Origin of the sequence: Streptomyces sp. NPDC051322, assembly GCF_040689485.1 — a bacterium.
GTDB lineage: Bacteria > Actinomycetota > Actinomycetes > Streptomycetales > Streptomycetaceae > Streptomyces.
In genome coordinates, this window is record NZ_JBFBAK010000001.1 from 818,220 (window position 1) to 835,141 (window position 16,922).

13 protein-coding genes are annotated in these 16,922 nt (G+C 67.3%); 3 read left to right on the forward strand and 10 right to left on the reverse strand.

All coding sequences use genetic code 11. From position 1 onward, the window contains the following. Positions 1–134: 134 nt before the first annotated feature. The 5 genes from AB0436_RS03810 to rplU all read right to left on the reverse strand — a co-directional run bounded on the left by AB0436_RS03810 (position 135) and on the right by rplU (position 6,251). The gene (locus AB0436_RS03810) at positions 135–1,640 is read right to left on the reverse strand and encodes a bifunctional cytidylyltransferase/SDR family oxidoreductase (protein ID WP_366466029.1); all 1,506 of its coding nucleotides are present in this window, start codon (positions 1,638–1,640) and stop codon (positions 135–137) included. Positions 1,641–1,824: 184 nt separating this feature from the next. Beyond that, positions 1,825–3,846: a glycosyltransferase family 4 protein gene (locus tag AB0436_RS03815; protein ID WP_366466030.1), complete on the reverse strand. Its 2,022-nt coding sequence runs from the start codon at positions 3,844–3,846 to the stop codon at positions 1,825–1,827. Positions 3,847–4,098: 252 nt separating this feature from the next. Continuing rightward, positions 4,099–5,538: a GTPase ObgE gene (gene obgE / locus AB0436_RS03820; RefSeq protein ID WP_366466031.1), complete on the reverse strand. Its 1,440-nt coding sequence runs from the start codon at positions 5,536–5,538 to the stop codon at positions 4,099–4,101. Between the two features lie 123 nt (positions 5,539–5,661). After that, positions 5,662–5,916: a 50S ribosomal protein L27 gene (gene rpmA, locus AB0436_RS03825; RefSeq protein ID WP_328538764.1), complete on the reverse strand. Its 255-nt coding sequence runs from the start codon at positions 5,914–5,916 to the stop codon at positions 5,662–5,664. Positions 5,917–5,930: 14 nt separating this feature from the next. Continuing rightward, positions 5,931–6,251: a 50S ribosomal protein L21 gene (gene rplU / locus AB0436_RS03830; RefSeq protein ID WP_164265538.1), complete on the reverse strand. Its 321-nt coding sequence runs from the start codon at positions 6,249–6,251 to the stop codon at positions 5,931–5,933. Between the two features lie 405 nt (positions 6,252–6,656). Here rplU and AB0436_RS03835 point away from each other — a divergent pair, with 405 nt between their 5' ends. The 3 genes from AB0436_RS03835 (at position 6,657) to AB0436_RS03845 (ending at position 9,906) form a co-directional block, all read left to right on the forward strand. Continuing rightward, positions 6,657–7,754 carry an acyltransferase family protein gene (locus AB0436_RS03835; protein WP_366466032.1) on the forward strand — a complete coding sequence of 366 codons (1,098 nt, stop codon included), beginning with the start codon at positions 6,657–6,659 and terminating at the stop codon, positions 7,752–7,754. A gap of 96 nt (positions 7,755–7,850) precedes the next feature. Next, positions 7,851–9,110 (forward strand): hypothetical protein, encoded by a 1,260-nt coding sequence (locus AB0436_RS03840; RefSeq protein WP_366466033.1) that lies wholly within the window; start codon positions 7,851–7,853, stop codon positions 9,108–9,110. Positions 9,111–9,294: 184 nt separating this feature from the next. Continuing rightward, entirely contained in the window at positions 9,295–9,906 is a 612-nt protein-coding gene (locus tag AB0436_RS03845) for an acyltransferase (RefSeq protein WP_366466034.1), read from the forward strand. A 38-nt stretch (positions 9,907–9,944) separates the two neighbouring features. Here AB0436_RS03845 and AB0436_RS03850 read toward each other — a convergent pair whose 3' ends face one another. Genes AB0436_RS03850 through AB0436_RS03870 form a run of 5 tightly spaced genes read right to left on the reverse strand, consistent with a single transcriptional unit; the run spans position 9,945 to position 16,571 of the window. Further along, positions 9,945–11,228: a nucleotide sugar dehydrogenase gene (locus AB0436_RS03850; protein ID WP_366466035.1), complete on the reverse strand. Its 1,284-nt coding sequence runs from the start codon at positions 11,226–11,228 to the stop codon at positions 9,945–9,947. A gap of 4 nt (positions 11,229–11,232) precedes the next feature. Continuing rightward, entirely contained in the window at positions 11,233–12,873 is a 1,641-nt protein-coding gene (locus AB0436_RS03855) for a glycosyltransferase family 2 protein (RefSeq protein ID WP_366466036.1), read from the reverse strand. Further along, positions 12,870–14,447, reverse strand: coding sequence for a glycosyltransferase family 4 protein (locus AB0436_RS03860; RefSeq protein ID WP_366466037.1), 1,578 nt, complete (start codon positions 14,445–14,447; stop codon positions 12,870–12,872). Before AB0436_RS03860 ends, AB0436_RS03855 begins: the two co-directional genes overlap by 4 nt. Continuing rightward, positions 14,437–15,456 carry a Gfo/Idh/MocA family oxidoreductase gene (locus AB0436_RS03865; protein ID WP_366466039.1) on the reverse strand — a complete coding sequence of 340 codons (1,020 nt, stop codon included), beginning with the start codon at positions 15,454–15,456 and terminating at the stop codon, positions 14,437–14,439. The genes AB0436_RS03860 and AB0436_RS03865 overlap by 11 nt, the downstream gene beginning before the upstream one ends. Continuing rightward, entirely contained in the window at positions 15,453–16,571 is a 1,119-nt protein-coding gene (locus AB0436_RS03870) for a DegT/DnrJ/EryC1/StrS family aminotransferase (protein WP_366466040.1), read from the reverse strand. Before AB0436_RS03870 ends, AB0436_RS03865 begins: the two co-directional genes overlap by 4 nt. Positions 16,572–16,922 lie beyond the last annotated feature (351 nt).

The window sequence follows — 16,922 nt, forward strand, 5'->3', positions numbered from 1 at the left end:
AGAACCTGCTCCAAGGGGTGCCGGTTTTATCGGGGGGAAATGTGAAGGTGAGGCTTCACGCATTCGGGCCTCTGTGAATCGCACAACGCGATCGCAGAGGCCCGAAAAATGCTTCCAGTTTTGCTCAGGAATTATTACACATCTGCCTGACGGTCCAGCACCGAGGCCAGCGCCTGCTCGAAACCGGAGGCATCCGCGCTGGCGTCACGGGTCGGGTCCTGCTGCCGTACGTCGATGACATGGCCGGTCAGTTCGGAGAGCAGCACGTCCAGCGAGGTGCGGGCCACCGCCTCGGAGGACAGCAGGCTGCCCTCGGGCTCCTTGCCGAACGCCTTGGTCCGCATGGGAGTCGCGGTGCGCTCCGGGTTGACGCAGTTGACCCGGATCCCGTCGCCCGCCCATTCGTCGGCGAGTGCCTGGGTGAGATTGACCATGGCCGCCTTGGTGGAGGAGTACAGGCTGTACTCGGCGCGGCCGCGGGTGTAGCTGCTGGAGGTGTAGAGCAGCAACTGGCCCTTGGTCTCCGCGAGATACTTGTACGACGCGCGGGCGATCTGCACCGGTGCCAGGTAGTTGACGTTCAGCGCTTCCTGGATGGTCGCGTTGTCGGTCTCGGCCAGCTTGCCGATGCGCAGCACGCCCGCGGTGTTGATGACGTAGTCGATGCGGCCGGTCTCGCCGTACGCCTTGGCGAGGGCCTCGTCGACATGCTCCGCGTTCTCGACGTGCGTGCCGGTGGTGGAGCGGCCCAGCGCGTACACCTTCGCGCCGTACGACTCGGCGATCGTGGCGATGTCCGCGCCGATGCCGTACGACCCGCCGAAGACGACCAGGGTCTTGTCGGCGAGCAGTTCGCGGTAGGCGCCCTCGTCGGCCTGGCGGGGGGCGGCGGTGGAGGCCAGCTGGAAGAGCTTGTCGGCGATGAAGACGTCGACGGGCTGGGTGACCTTCATGTTGTACTCGTCGCCCGCGACCACGTAGATCGGCACGTCGGGCAGGTACTTGAGCACCACCGAACAGTCGTCGGTGGCCTGGAAGTTCGGGTCCCCGGCGGCGACGTCGTAGGCCTTGCGGATGGTGGAGAGCTTGAAGGCCTGCGGGGTCTGGCCGCGGCGCAGCCGGGAGCGGTCCGGCACCTCGGTGATGAACTCGCCGTCGCCGCCGTGGGTACGGGTGACGATGATGGTGTCCGCGGACGGGATGGCGACGTCGACGGCCTGGTAGCGGTCGAGTGCGTCCACACAGTCCTTGATCACTCGCTGTGAGAGCAGCGGGCGCACGGCGTCGTGGAAGAGGACGTTGCGGTCCTCGCCCTCGGCCAGGCCCTCGCCGAGGGCGGCGATGGCACGCTCGGTGGTCTCGTTGCGGGTGGAGCCGCCCTCGATGACGCGGGTGACCTTGGTCAGACCGGACTTGGTGACGATCTTCTCGATGTCGGGAACATAGCCCGGCGCCATCAGCACGATCACATCGTCGATGGACTCCGCCTGCTGGAAGATGGTCAGGGTGTGCTCGATGACAGCCTTCCCGGCGATCTTCAGCAGTTGCTTGGGGATCGACAGACCCACGCGCTGGCCGGTCCCACCGGCGAGAACGACTGCTGTAGTCCGGGGCTTGGTTGCTTTGTGCTGCACAGACACAGACGACCTACCTTGCGATGACGAGGGAACGGTGTGATGGTCGCACTCTCCGTGACCGTCTCGCAAGGTGGACGCCAAGCGTCCGCGGCCCCTGCGATACCGCTGGTTCACCCTACGGCCACGAAAGCGTGCTCCACCCCGGCAGCAACGGTGAGTGACCGATACCACAGGAGTGCCGGAGGCTCTAGACGTCCGCCACGGTGAGTGCCAGGTCGTTGCTCACGGTGTAGTACGGCCGGACCCTGACTCGCTGCTGGGGTCTCCCCCGCAGCTTCCTGGCAGCTTTCCGCAGCGCACCCCAAGGCCTCTTCTTGGGCAGCACGGCAGCGGGATAGGCGTAGACGGCCTTCTTGTCGATGACGTCGTCGAGCACCCGGCCGATCTTCACCGGCGCGGCCTCCGGCGCGTACCGCAGGTACAGGTCCCAGTAGTCGTTCCTGGTGAGCTGCCGTGCGACGGGAGTGGCGCAGGAGAAGGTGAAACGGAAGCCGTCCGCGCCCTGCCGGCTGCCGGGGAAGGTCATCTCCTCCCGGATCTTGCCCCGTCGGCGCAGCACCAGGACCGGTTCGCCGGCGAAGGCGGCCTTCCCCACCAGCACCCCGGACACCGTGACGCGGGTGTCGTCCACGGTGATGTCGCCGGCCTCCGCGTGCACCGGCCGGTTCCAGGCGCGCAGGGACAGGAAGCCCTTGCCCTTGACCTTGTAGGCAACCCTGTTGTGGACGCCCCCGTCGCCGTGGGCCGCGACCCGCATCGCGCCGCGCTGGTCGACGGAGCGGGCGGCGATCCTGACCCGTCGGCCGGACTGCGGCACCACGGCGAAGAAGTCCCAGACCCCCTCGGCGAACCGCTCGTCCGCGGGGACCGTGGCGACGCCCCGCGCGTCGAAGAGGTAGGAGCGCTCGTCGGCGCGGTCCTCGGTGCGGGAGCACAGCAGCCGCAACCCCTCGTGCCCGGCGGCGCCCGAGCGGGTGGGCACGAGGCTGACGGTCAACTCGCCCGCCGCCCCCACCACGCAGTCCGCCTCCGGCTGGAACTGCGCGTCACCGGCCCGGCTCGCGGCCTGCTCGCGCAGTTCGGTGAAGAGATCCTCGTACTGCTTGGTGACCTGGCCGGGATCGAAACGGCGGGCGTTCTCCACCGCTGCCGCGCTCATCCGGCGCCGCCGCGGCTCGTCCTCGATGAGCGTCAGGAGGGCCGCGGTGACGGCCCGGGTGTCGCCGACCGGCACCAGCAGCCCGTCGACCCCGTCCTCGATGATCTCGCGCGGCCCGTAGTCGCAGTCGGTGGACACCACCGGCAGACCGCAGCGCATCGCCTCGACCAGCGTCATACCGAAGGACTCGTGCCGGGAGGTGGACACGGCGATGGCGCCCTTGGCCCATTCCGGTTCGATGGGCGACTGGGGGCCCATCAGGTGCACGCTGTTGTGCAGCCCGCCGGCGTCGATACGCTCCCGGAGCTTCGGCCGTTCGCTGCCTCCGCCGTAGATCCGCAGTGTCCACTCGGGGTGCTCGGCCAGGACCCCGGCGAAGGCGTCGATCAATACGTGGTACTGCTTTTCGGCCGCCAGCCGGCCGGCCGCCACCACCGTGGTGCCGCTGCCGTCGGCGGGGGTGACCGGCGGCTCCGGAACGCTGTTGGGGATGGACAGCACCCGGGTCGCGGGCAGCGGCATCTTCTCCCGGTACACCGCGGCGTCGCCCTCGGAAACGGTCACGAAGGCGTCGAGCGCGGCCAGGTGTTCGTACAACTCCGAGCGCAGCGCCTGCTTGTGGTGATTGTGCGTCATGTGCTCCTGACCGATGAGCACCGCGCCGACCGGCGCGAACTGGGCGACGTACGCCACGAGTCCGGGCCGGGTGCCGATGACGACGTCCGCGTCGGATGCGGCGTAGTGCGCACGCACCCGGGTGTCGCAGAGCTTGCTGTACTCCTTGAAACGCGCCTCGGCGGCGGGGAAGTACTGGGCCGGCTGCAGGTGCAGCGGATGCTTGAGCTCGTTGGCCGCCGAGCCCGGGTCGGTGTCCACCAGCGGCACCACGGTGATCCGGGGATCGATGCGGAAGAGCGGGATCTCCCGGTGCCGGAAGACCGAGACGATCTCCACCTCGTGCCGGTCCGCCAGTTCCTCGGCCAGGTTCAGGGTGGTCTTGATGGTGCCCCCGATCCCATAGACCGTGTGAATGAGGAAGGAGATCTTCATCAATGCTCCGCTTTCGGTCATCCAGGCCGACGCATAACCCCCGCTATGACGTCGCGTGCCCGGGTACGGGGCGATTCTTCAGCCACCCTGATAGCAAGAGAGACATTGACGGCGGGAGGTTGTCTGCCGACCGGAAAAAAATCACCCGAAAGCGGTTTGATCGAACAAAGAGCCGGGGTCGGACCGCGTCGTGCGGTCCTTCCCCGGCTCCCTGGGCAGTTCAGCAGGTTGACGGCGGTGTACAGGCCGGGCCTAGAAGGGGTCGAACTCGTCGTACTCCTTCTGCGCGTCATCGCGCTCGGCCTCACGGTCCCGGCGCTTCTGCGCTGCGGGCCGCGGCGCCTCCAGGCGATGGTCCTCGCCCCGGCGGCCCAGCATCTCGGCGCCCGCCATCATGGTCGGCTCCCAGTCGAAGACCACCGCATTGTCCTCGGCTCCGATGGCCACGCCGTCGCCCGCCCGGGCACCGGCCTTCAGCAGCTGGTCCTCGACACCGAGGCGGCTGAGGCGGTCGGCGAGGTAGCCGACGGCCTCGTCGTTGCTGAAGTCGGTCTGGAGCACCCAGCGCTCCGGCTTCTCGCCGCGCACCCGGTAGACGCCTTCCGCCTCCTCGAAGGTGACCGTGAAGCCCGCGTCGTCCACCGCCTTCGGACGGATGACGACCCGGGTCGCCTGCTCCGCCGGCTTGGCGGCGCGCGCCTCGGCGATGATGCCCGCCAGCGCGAAGGACAGTTCCTTGAGCCCCAGGTGGGCCACGGCCGAGACCTCGAAGACGCGGTAGCCGCGCGCCTCCAGGTCCGGCCTGATCATCTCGGCGAGGTCCTTGCCGTCCGGGATGTCGACCTTGTTCAACGCGACGATGCGCGGCCGGTTCTCCAGGCCGCCGTACAGCTTGAGCTCTTCCTCGATCATGTCGAGGTCGGAGACCGGGTCACGGTCGGACTCGAGCGTCGCCGTGTCGAGCACGTGCACCAGCACCGAGCAGCGCTCGACGTGGCGCAGGAACTCCAGGCCGAGACCCTTGCCCTGGCTGGCCCCGGGGATCAGGCCGGGGACGTCGGCGATGGTGTAGACGGTCGAACCGGCCGTCACCACACCGAGGTTGGGGACCAGCGTGGTGAACGGGTAGTCCGCGATCTTCGGCTTGGCCGCGCTGAGCACCGAGATCAGTGAGGACTTGCCGGCGCTCGGGTATCCGACGAGCGCCACGTCGGCGACCGTCTTGAGCTCCAGGACGATGTCCCGGGCCTCGCCGGGCTCGCCGAGCAGCGCGAACCCGGGTGCCTTGCGCCGGGCGGAGGCCAGCGCGTGGTTGCCGAGACCGCCGCGGCCGCCCTGGCCGGCGACGAAGGTGGTGCCCTGGCCGACCAGGTCGGCCAGGATGTTGCCGTCCTTGTCGAGCACCACGGTGCCGTCCGGCACCGGCAGCACCAGGTCGTTCCCGTCCTTGCCGGAGCGGTTGTCACCGGCGCCGGGCTGGCCGTTGGTCGCCTTGCGGTGCGGGCTGTGGTGGTAGTCCAGCAGCGTGGTCACGGCCTGCTCGACCACCAGGATGACGTCGCCGCCACGGCCGCCGTTGCCGCCGTCCGGGCCGCCCAGCGGCTTGAACTTCTCACGGTGTACGGAGGCGCAGCCGTGGCCCCCGTTACCCGCGGCGGCATGCAGCTCGACGCGGTCCACGAAGGTGGTCATGGGTGTGCCTCCAGAAACTTACGGGATTGTTCTACGTCTAACACGACAAAGGCGGACCGGCTTCCCGTAAGCAACGGGAAACCTGGTCCGCCCTCGACAGATCGCTCTACGGCAGCCCAGTGATCAGGCGACCGGAACGATGTTCACGACCTTGCGGCCACGGTGCGTGCCGAACTCGACCGCACCGGGGTTCAGCGCGAACAGCGTGTCGTCGCCGCCACGGCCGACGCCCGTGCCCGGGTGGAAGTGGGTGCCGCGCTGGCGGACCAGGATCTCACCGGCGTTGACGACCTGACCGCCGAAGCGCTTCACGCCGAGCCGCTGAGCATTGGAATCGCGCCCGTTCCGAGTGGACGATGCGCCCTTCTTGTGTGCCATGTCTCCTCAGTCCCTTACTTCGCAGCCGCGGGGATACCGGTGACCTTGATCGCCGTGTACTGCTGGCGGTGACCCTGGCGACGGCGGTAGCCGGTCTTGTTCTTGTAGCGAAGGATGTCGATCTTCGCGCCCTTGTGGTGGTCCACGACCTCGGCCTGGACCTTGATGCCGGCCAGCACCCACGGGTCGCTGGTCACAGCGTCGCCGTCGACCACGAGCAGGGTCGAGAGCTCGACCGTGTCGCCAACCTTGGCGGTGGGAATCTTGTCAACCTCAACGATGTCGTCGACAGCAACCTTGTGCTGGCGACCACCGCTGCGCACGATGGCGTACACGCGGATCTCTCTTTCGCTCGGAGTCGGTCCTCTGATGCCAGCCGCTCACACGGGCCCGAAGCCCCGCGACGATCCGGATTGGACGAGCGGCCTCTCCCGACAGAGCCGGGAGGGAGTTGCTCAGAGGTTTGGCGCACAGGAAACACGCCGAGGGGTAAGGCTACGGGGCGGGATCCGGGGGGTCAAACCGGGCCCGGCCTGCCGGCGGCGGGAACGAGTCGCGCTGCGACAGGGCGGACAGATGAATCGCTTCCCGAATGATGGGCACCGTCTTCCCTGCCGTGGACGGGGCATCCGGGCACATCTCACGCCCGGGCGCACAGGGTGAAACCCGATGCAGCCAGTACTTGCATGGTGCACGAGTGAGACCTGTCCGCCTGAGCCATGTGCGGCTAGAGTCCCCGGATGACTTCCCTCAAGACCCCCGCCCATCGGGAAGAAGTCGCCCCCGTGTCCGCTTCGGTACCCCCAAAGCCGAAGTCTTCAGCGCGCGATCCGTACTTCGACAACGCGAAGTATCTCGCGATCATCCTGGTGGCGGCCGGCCACTCATGGGAGCCCTTGCCCGACAGCGGCCGGATCGTCGCCGCGGCCTACGCTTTCGTTTACACCTTCCATATGCCGGTTTTCATCTTGATTTCGGGCTATCTCTCCCGCAGTTTCGATCTACGGCCCGACCGGGCCTGGCGGTTGGTCGCCACTCTGGTCGTGCCCTATGCGATCTTCGAGGTGGCGTACACGCTCTTCGAGCGGGTATTCGGGGATTCGAGCTTCCCGCTGTCACCGACCGATCCGTACTGGTTGTTGTGGTTCCTGCCCGCGCTCTTCATCTGGCGGTTGACGACGCCGATCTGGCAGGCGCTGCGGTGGCCCGTGCCGGTGTCGCTGGGGATCGCCGTGGTGGGCGCGATGGGGCACGGCATCGGCGGCGACCTGCAGTTGGAGCGGGTGCTGCAGTTCCTGCCGTTCTACGTGCTGGGCATGCGGCTGCGCCCCCACCACTTCGAGTTGTTGCGGAACACACGCGTGCGGTTGGCGGCCATTCCAGTGTGCGCGGTCGCGTTGTTGGCGGCGTACTGGACCGAGCCGCGCATGAACCACGCGTGGTTCTTCCGGAGCTCCAACGCCCAGGATTTGGGAGCGCCCTTCTGGGTGGGCGGAATCATGACGCTCGCCCTCTTTGGCTGCGCCCTGGTGCTCGGTGGTTGCTTCTTCGCCTGGGTGCCCGGCCGTCGGCTGTGGATCACCGCGCTCGGCGCAGGCACCCTCTACGGCTATTTGTTGCACGGCTTCGTCATCCGGGGGGCGAACTATCTCGGCTGGTACGACGACCTGACGGTGCTCGGCACTCCCCTGGGCAGGGTTACGGTGACGCTGGCCGCCATCGCAGTCGTCACGCTTCTGTGCACCCCACCCGTCCGGCGGGTGTTCCGTTTCGTGGTGGAGCCTCCGCTGGGCTGGGCAGCACGCCGGAACGGTACGGAGGGTACATCCCGCGCTTGAGGGCTCACTGGAGGCTGGGGGACGCCCTCACAAGAGTGAGTCGCGCCGTGCTAGCTTGACGCTCTCGTCACGTTCCGTGTACATCGAGGCTTCCAGATGCCGCGCTCGACCCTGCTCCACCACACGTGGCGATTGCCGCTGCTGATCTCCGTCGTCTACGTGTTGCTGCAGCTCACTGCCGGCTCGTCCTGGACTCTCTTCCCTGACTCGTACCGCTACGCCCGTGCGGCCGAACAGCGGCTCGGTGAGTCTCGGGAGGAGGCACACCGCACCGCGCTCGAGGCGTTCTGCACAAGCCGGGCCTCGGCGGATGCGGAGAACAAGCGGCTGGATCCACTGGCGCACGGAGCGAAGGCTGACCCCACGACGTGCCTCGAGCGCTGGAACAACGCCCCGGACATCACCACGGGTGACCCCCGCTACCAATCGATCTTCTCATCCCGACCCGGCTATCCGTTGGTCGTCGCTCCCTTCATCGGAGCCTTCGGCGTGCTGCACGGCATGCGTGGGTTCGGCCTGGTGATGTCCCTCGCCGGCGCTCTCCTGGTGTTCGAACTGCTGCGCCACGTCGGGCTCTCCCCGCCTCGGGCCGCGATCGGCCACATCGCCTTTCTCGTGTCGCCGCTGGGCTGGTGGAGTCTTCAGGCGCTCAGCGAGGGGGTGGTCACCGTCTGCGTCCTGGGTACGTTGTGGGGCGGCCTGGTGATCATGCGAGGCAAGTACCTGCCGGGCGCGGTGCTGTTCGCCGGCTCACTCGCGGTGTGTGCCGTCACTCGCTATTCGACTGCGCTGCTCCTGGCGGCTCTCATCGCAGCAACGACGTTCGTGTCCTGGTGCGTGCGGCGCTCCCGGCGAGTTCTCCTGCTGACCGGAGCAGCCGCAGGCTCAGCCGCCGCGATCGCACTCGTGATGAAAATCCTGGCGCTGCCGAATTCCGAAGTCACTCTCCAGGACACCTTCACCAGGCACTTCCGCTTCCCTGAGGTCCCGAACCCCTGGAACCGGCTTGTTGCACTCGACCTGCGCTACTGGCAGCACTGGATCGCGGCACAGGCAGCGATGCCCCTCTTCCTGGCGCTCACCGCGCTCGCCCTCTGGGCTTTGCTGCGCTACGGCCGTGGACTCGGCCCGCTCGTCTGGGCGGCCGCGCTGACCGGTGTCTCGCAGGTCGTCGCACATCCGCTGGCCCAGGAAGCCGACCGGCTGGGCGTGCTGATGTGGATCCCCGTCGTGTTCGGTGTCCCGTTGGCCACGCAGGCCCTCAGGGATTTTCGCCTGCTCCCGAATGACCGTACGGTCCGGGATGCGGATTCAGTAGTGGAGCCTGGCTGTGTCAGTACCGCAGATCCTCGATGAGTTGTTGGCCTCGGTTGCCCGAACGGCCGTGCAGTTGGTCCTTGCACGGCCGAGCCGCATCCCGATATGCGCTGTCCCCATGGGACCGGACGGCCGTGCAGGGTGATTACGACAGCCTGCTGCTCCGCCCGGGCGACCCCGTAAGCTCGCTGGTCGAAGCCACCCTCTGAAAGGCAGTCGTTCAGTGAACTACAGGGTTCAGCCCTCCGCGCAGGTGGATGACACCGCCGAGATCGGTGAGGGCAGCAGCGTCTGGGAGCTCGCTCAGATCCGCGAGCAGGCTCGACTCGGCTCGGGCTGCGTGGTCGGCCGTGGAGCGTACGTCGGTACAGGCGTGCGGATCGGTGACAACGTCAAGATCCAGAACTATGCCTTGGTGTACGAACCGGCCGAGCTCGCCGACGGTGTCTTCATCGGTCCCGCAGTGGTACTCACCAATGACCACAACCCGCGCTCCGTCGACCCCGACGGAAAGCAGAAGCGCGGAGGGGACTGGGAGGCGGTCGGCGTCAAGATCGCCGAAGGCGCATCGGTGGGCGCCCGCGCCGTGTGTGTCGCCCCGGTCACACTCGGCCGCTGGGCCATGGTCGCGGCCGGTGCGGTGGTCACGAAGGACGTTCCGGACTTCGCTCTGGTCGTCGGTGTCCCGGCCCGCAGGGTCGGTTGGGTCGGCCGCGCCGGGGTCAAGCTCGTGGAGCGTGCAGGGGAGGCCGGTGTGTGGGAGTGCCCGCAGACCGGCGAGCGGTACCGCGAGAACGGTCCGGACGCTCTGATCGAGGCCGGTCCGGTCGGATAAGCGACGAGGTGGGCCCCCGGGGGCCCACCTCAGCTCGGTCAGCCGCCTATGACGACGCGACGGACGCCTTCCCAGCGAGCGGGATCGGTCGTGCGGCGACCGTCGACCAGCACCCGGACATCCGGAAGGTCGGTCGACGCCAGCTCACGGTACTCGGCGTGGTCGGCCTGCAGGATCGCCGCGGTGACGCGCTCACCGGCGTGCGGGGTGAGACCGTGCGCGACCAGTTCCTCGGCCGTGTACATCGGGTCCGACACGTAGGGGGTGGCGCCCCGCGCCTTCAGCGCTTCTACGGTCGGGAAGACGCCGGAGAAGGCCGTCTCCTTGACGCCTCCCCGGTAGGCCGCGCCCAGCACCAGGACGTCGACGCCGGTCAGATCGCCGTATGCGGCGGCCAGCAGGTCCACCGCGTACTCCGGCATCGCGGCGTTCGCCTCACGCGCCGAGCGCACGACCGTCGCCGACGGGTCGTTCCACAGATACATCCGTGGGTAGATCGGGATGCAGTGGCCGCCGACGGCGATACCCGGCTGATGAATGTGGCTGTAGGGCTGCGAGTTGCAAGCCTCGATGACCTTCAGGACATCGATGTTCTGCTGGTCGGCAAAGCGTGCGAACTGGTTCGCCAGGCCGATGTTGACGTCGCGATAGGTCGTCTCCGCCAGCTTGGCGAGCTCGGACGCCTCCGCGGTGCCCAGGTCCCAGACCCCGTTGGGGCGAGCCAGGTCGGCGCGCTCGTCGAAGTCCAGGACGGATTCGTAGAACTCGATGCCGTGTTTCGCGGAAGCGTCGTCGATGCCGCCGACCAGCTTCGGGTAGCGGCGCAGGTCCGAGAAGACGCGTCCGGTGAGCACCCGCTCCGGTGAGAACACCAGGTGGAAGTCCTGGCCTGCGATCAGCCCTGAGCCTTCCTCCAGCATCGGCGCCCAGCGGGTGCGGGTCGTGCCGACCGGCAGAGTCGTCTCATAGCTGACCAGCGTGCCCGGCTTGAGGCCGGCGGCGATCGCTCGGGTCGCGGAGTCCATCCAGCCGAAGTCCGGGACACCTTCGGCGTCCACGAAGAGCGGTACGACAACGACAACGGCTTCGGAGCCGGCGACGGCAGCAGCGGTGTCGGTCGTCGCCGTCAGCAGCCCGGCGCTGACCGTCTCCTTGAGCTTGATGTCCAGGTCGTGCTCCCCGGGGAAGGGCTCGGTGCCGGCGTTGACCAGCTCCACGACCTTCTCGTTGACGTCGGCGCCGATCACCCGGTGGCCCTTGGCCGCGAACTGCACCGCGAGCGGCAACCCGATCTTGCCGAGGGCGACTACACAGATGTTCATGGGGTTACTTCCTCTTCGCGGGCTGGGCACCGGTCAGCCGGGACCGCAGTCGCGTTCCCAGGGAGACCTTGGGCGGAAAGAGCGGTTCGGTGTTGACCACCATGCGGCCCTTCGAGTTCACGTGTGCGGCGACCTTGTAGGGGCTCTCGGTTCCCCAGCGGCGCGCCAACGGCATGGGGAGATCCTTGCCACGCACCGGTATTTCGTACGTCGCGCCGGCGATGTCCACATAGGCACGGACTCCGGATTTGGCGGTCGTACGTTCGATGGGGATCCTGGCTCGCAGGATCGTCCCGCGCCCGTCAGGCGCGGTTTCGCGTTGGAACTCACCCGGCGCAGGGGGTGCTTGGTACGTCGTCGGCAGTTTTCGTGCGCGGGCCTTGTCCGCGCTGTCCGGCATGGCACCGTGAGCGAGGCGGACGACAGCCGAAGCGGTATCGCCGACGACCCCGATCCGTATCGCCAGGTCAAGCCAGAGTTTCTCGCCGTCCTGCTGCCAGTCCGAGGAGACCAGCTCGGTACCGGCCGCAAGGCGGCCCGCCACTACTTCGCCAAGGACCTCGAAGCAACGGTCGGGCAGTCCTGACTCGCCGTCCCGAAAACCCGGATAGCGCGCGAAGGCACGGCCTTCCTCAAGGTAGAAGGGCGGGGCGCCGTACTCGGCCTCCTCCTTGATCGCGCGGCAGAGCTCATCAAGAGCCCCCCGCTGCGCGAGCCGCAGCCTCGTCCGGCGCTTCACACCCATGGAGTCGCTGAGAGCGTCCGTGAAGTAAGCATCCGCCAGTGTGCCTATTCCCGCGCACACCTCGTCCTGTGTCCGCTTGTCCAGGCGGAGGAAGTCGTCCTGGATGAGCTTGGAGAGCTCCCAGGTGAAGTGGCGCTTGAACAGGGCATCCCGATCCGGGCCCGGCCCGATCAGATCGGCGGCGCGCTTCATGATCTCGGAAGCGCAGCGGAGCCGAGCAAGATGATTCGCACGATAGGTGATGTTGCTGGCGTCGCCGCGCTTCACCGCGTAATAGCAGGTGTAGTCAGCGATCACGGATATCTTGCGGGCGCGCACGCACGCCTCGATGGTGAACGGCTGATCGCTGCCGACCGGGAGATCCTTGGGGAAGCGAAGATCGTACTTCTCCACCAGCTCGCGGCGGAAAAGCTTGGTATTGGCCAGCGCGAAGGGCAGTTCAGGACCGTAGAGGCTGATGTCCGGGTCGTTGGCCTTGTAGAGCGACTGGCGTACGTAACGGCCGTTGGTCCCGATCATCTTCCCGACCACGACGTCGGACCCGTGCTCGTCCGCGCAGGCCACCATCCGCTCCAGCGCTTCCTCGCCCAGGTAGTCGTCGGAGCCGATGAAGTACACATACCGGCCCGTTGCCACATCGAGCGCCCTGTTGCTCGGCGCGGCGGGGCCTCCGGAATTCGGCTGCCTGATCACCTTGACGGTGTCCGGGTAGTCCGCGGCGAAGCGGTCGAGTTCGGGCCCGCTTCCGTCCGTCGAACCGTCATCAACCGCCACGACCTCGAGCCGGCCCCGGCCGATCGTCTGCCCCACGAGCGAGTTCAAGCACTCGGTGAGATAGGGCATCGTGTTGTAGACGGCAACAACGACGGTGACATCGGGAACATCGGACCTGCTGCTCATGCCATCACCTCGGCAGAGTCCTCAACGGTCTCGCTCGTGCCTCCGGGAACCAGCGCCCGGTAAACGCGGTCCAGCGCCTCCGCCTGTGCTTTCCATGTCCACTGCTCCAGCAACCCGGGAACGTCGTAGGCCGCGCGATAAGCCTTCGGTTCCTTCAGTACTGCCTTCACCGCGCGGACGTAGTCCTCGACGTCATCGGCTTTGAAGACCTCGCCCTGCCCTGTCTTCGCAACCATGTCACCCATCGTTTTGACATCGCTCACCACAAAGGGCAGTCGCGCATGCGAGTACTCGAAGAACTTCGTGATAAGGGCGATTTCATGGTTCGGCCAATGGTGAATCGGGATAACCCCGACATTCGCTGCCGCCAGGAAGGGGACAACCTGGTAGTGCGGAACGTAGGGAAGGATGTGCACCCGATCGGCCACACCCAGTTCCTCGGCGCGTTCCGCAAGGCCGTTCATGTATGCCGATGTCGGCCGCAGCACGACGAACGCTACGTGCACGCCCGGGAGCCGGGGAAGCGACTCGACCATGATGTCGAGCCCGCGCTGGGTGGCCGCGGCACCGCTGTACACGGAAAGCGGGACGTCGGCGCCGATGCCGCACAGTTCCCGCAGATCAGGTACCGGCTCGTCGGCATGCTCGCGCGAAACCTCCCCGTCAGGGGCATTGAGAATCACGTCCGGCGTCTTTTTGAGCCCGTGCCGCTCCACCAGCATGTCTGCCAGCGTCGCGGAAACGGTCGTCACAGCATCGGCGTACTTCGAGTACTCCAACTCGTGGAGGCACTGCGCGACGTGCCATCGCGGGTGCGAATTCCACGGCTTGATGCCCGGCAGGTACTCGTGCGCGTCCCAGACGAGCTTGACGTCACGCTTCCCCGCCCTCGCCCGCAGCGTCGCCCGGGCTCCGACGCCGAGCATGCGGAAGTCATTGGCGTGGATGAGATCGGGCTTGAGCTCGTCGATCACCTTGCCGTACGCCAACTCGAGATCGAGCAGATACGGGTCGAGCTTCCGCCAGGCCCTCCCGCCCATCAAGCGCTGCCACATAGCCGTGGTGAAGCGGTCGAGCGGGGAATCCATCCGCCGACGGCGCTGCTCCAGAGCGCTCGTCTTCCGGAACCGCAGCTCGACCCATCGGCTGAGCACCTTGGCACTGAGCCGTGGCACCACCAGCTTCGCTTTCGTGGTTGCCGAGCCTGTGGCTGTCGCCTCGATGAGCCTGATATTCAGGTCTGCGCGCCAGGCCTTCATCTTCTGCCTTCGATAGGCAGCGAGGGGGCCCGGCCGGTAGGCCAGCGGGGAGCGCAACACTGCCCTGCGATACTCATGCCGACGCCGGTGCATCGGTTGGGGCACGGGCAGCAGCCGGACTTCCGCTCCACCGATCTGCCAGTTCTGCTCACGCTTGTTGGGCGACTTTCCCAGCAACACCACGTCCCAGCCGGCCTCGGCTGCAGAGCGTGCTTCCTTCTGTACCCGGGAATCACCGTTCACGCCGTTGTCGACCAGCATGACGATCCGGCCACGACTGCCGCTCCGCAGCGCCGTGATGTTGTCAGGCCCCATGAGCCGCGAGTTCCTCCGTTTTGATGGTGACGGTCTGCCCGCTCGCGGCGGACTCGAGCACTGCGGCGGCCACCTCCACCGCACGAAGCCCGTCCCGCAGTGTGCAGATGTCCTGGGAGGTGCCCAGCACGGCGTCCCGGAACAGCTCGTGTTCGACCAGCAGCGGCTCGCGCTTGGGTATGGCGTACCGGACCATGTCGCCCTCCGACACGCCGCGGAACGCCCGCAGCGCCTCCCACTCGGTGGCCACCGCCGCGTTCGAGTGGAAGGTCAGGTCTGCGGTGAGGGTGTCGGCGATGAAGCTGCCGCGCTCACCGGTGACCGAGGTGAAGCGCTCCTTCAACGGGCTGAGCCAGTTGACCAGGTGGTTGACCATGGTGCCGTCGGTGAGCCGGCCGGCCACCGAGACCATGTCCTCGTGTGCGCGGCCGCTCTTGTGGACGGTGTGGGCGGCGATCGATTCGTAATGCCGGCCGGTCACCCAGCCCGTCAGGTCGATGTCGTGGGTGGCGAGGTCCTTGACCACTCCCACGTCGGCTATTCGGTGCGGGAAGGGACCCTGCCGACGGGTGACCACCTGGAAAACCTCACCGAGCTCGCCGGCCTCGAGCCGCGTACGCAGCGAGCGCAGCGCCGGGTTGCAGCGTTCGATGTGGCCCACACCGGCCACCAGGCCCCGCGATTCGAAGGCCTCGACCAGACGGCGGGCCCCCTCGACGGTGTCGGCGAGCGGCTTCTCGATCAGTGCGCAGATCCCTGCGTCGGCGAGTTGCAGGCCGACTTCTTCGTGCAGTGCGGTGGGGCAGGCGACAACGGCGTAGTCGATGCCGAGCGCGATGAGTTCCTCGACGGTGGAGAGCACCGGGGCGCCCTGCGCCCAGCCGTTCGTGTCGCCCATCGGGTCGACGACGCCGACGAGGCGGACGTTGTCGAGGGCGGCCAGCACACGCGCGTGATTGCGGCCCATCGAGCCCAGCCCGATCAGTCCGGCTCTGAGTCCTGCGGTCACTGCTTCTCCCCCAGCTCGTTCACGGCGACGACGATGCGTTCCAGGTCCTCCGCGGTGAGCGAAGGGTGCACCGGCAGCGAGACGACCTCGGCGGCCGCCCGCTCGGTCTCCGGCAGCTCCCAGTGACGGCCTGCCTTCTGGTCCGGCTCCCAGTAGGGCTTCAGCCGGTGGATGGGGGTCGGGTAGTACACGGCGTTGCCGATACCCGCCTCGGCCAGCTGCCGCATCGCGGCATCACGGTCGCCCTCGATACGGACGGTGTACTGGTGGTAGGCGTGACGCGCGCCTGCTGCCACCGGCGGGCCGGTGACGTTCGACGCCGTGATGTGCTGGTCGAAGTAGGCGGCGTTGACGCGGCGCTGCTCGGTCCAGTCGAGCACCTTGCCGAGCTGTACGCGGCCGACGGCCGCTGATACGTCCGTCATCCGCATGTTGGCGCCGACGATCTCGTTGGCGTACCGCTGCTCCATGCCCTGGTTCCGCAGCAGACGCAAGGTGCGTGCGATCTCCGCGTCGGCGGTGGTGACCATGCCGCCCTCCAGGGCGTGCATGTTCTTGGTCGGGTAGAAGCTGAAGGTGCCACCGGAGCCGAACGCGCCCACCGGCGTGCCGTGCAGAGCCGCGGTGTGGGCCTGGCAGGCGTCCTCGACGACAGCGAGGCCGTGCTGCTCGGCGATCGGCATCAACCGGTCCATCGCGGCCGGGTGTCCGTACAGGTGCACCGGCATGATCGCCGCGGTACGCGGTGTGATCGCGGCTTCCACGGCTGCCGGGTCCAGACAGAAGCTGTCCGCCTCGATGTCTGCGAAGACGACGTCGGCCCCGGTCAGGCGGACCGCGTTGGCGGACGCCGCGAAGGAGAACGACGGGACGATGACCTCGTCGCCGGGGCCGATGCCCAGGGCAAGCAGCAGCAGGTGCAGCGCCGACGTGCCGGAGTTGACGGCGACACAGTGCCGTCCTGCCACCAACTCCGAGAACCCCTCCTCGAAGGCGGCGACCTCCGGACCCTGCACAACCCGGCCACTGCGCAGAACGCGCACGACGGCGTCGATCTCTTCCTCGCCGATGACCGGCCGGGCCGCAGGGATCGGCTCCCTGTTGACACTCGACATGGACGTCCTCCTTGAACACCGCAAGAGCTCTGAGCGGCACAGGTTCTGAGGTGTGCGGACGTCTTACGAAGCCCTGCTGACCCCCCGACACAAGGCCGACGTTATTACTGCCTTCATCGGGCAAATCACCCAGTTCTCCCCAAAGGATGACTTACGCAATGATGTGTATCGGCTTGTCGCACGAGCGACCGACCAGTGATCGAAGTCGGCGCAAAATGTGGGCAACAGGCAACGATGGGCGTCACATTATCAGGGTTTTCATAGCATATTTCGAGCGCATTAAAAGAAGAATCTGCTACTGCGCAGAGGGGATGTCCGGCCGGGAACACCCCGTGACGGCATGAATGCACC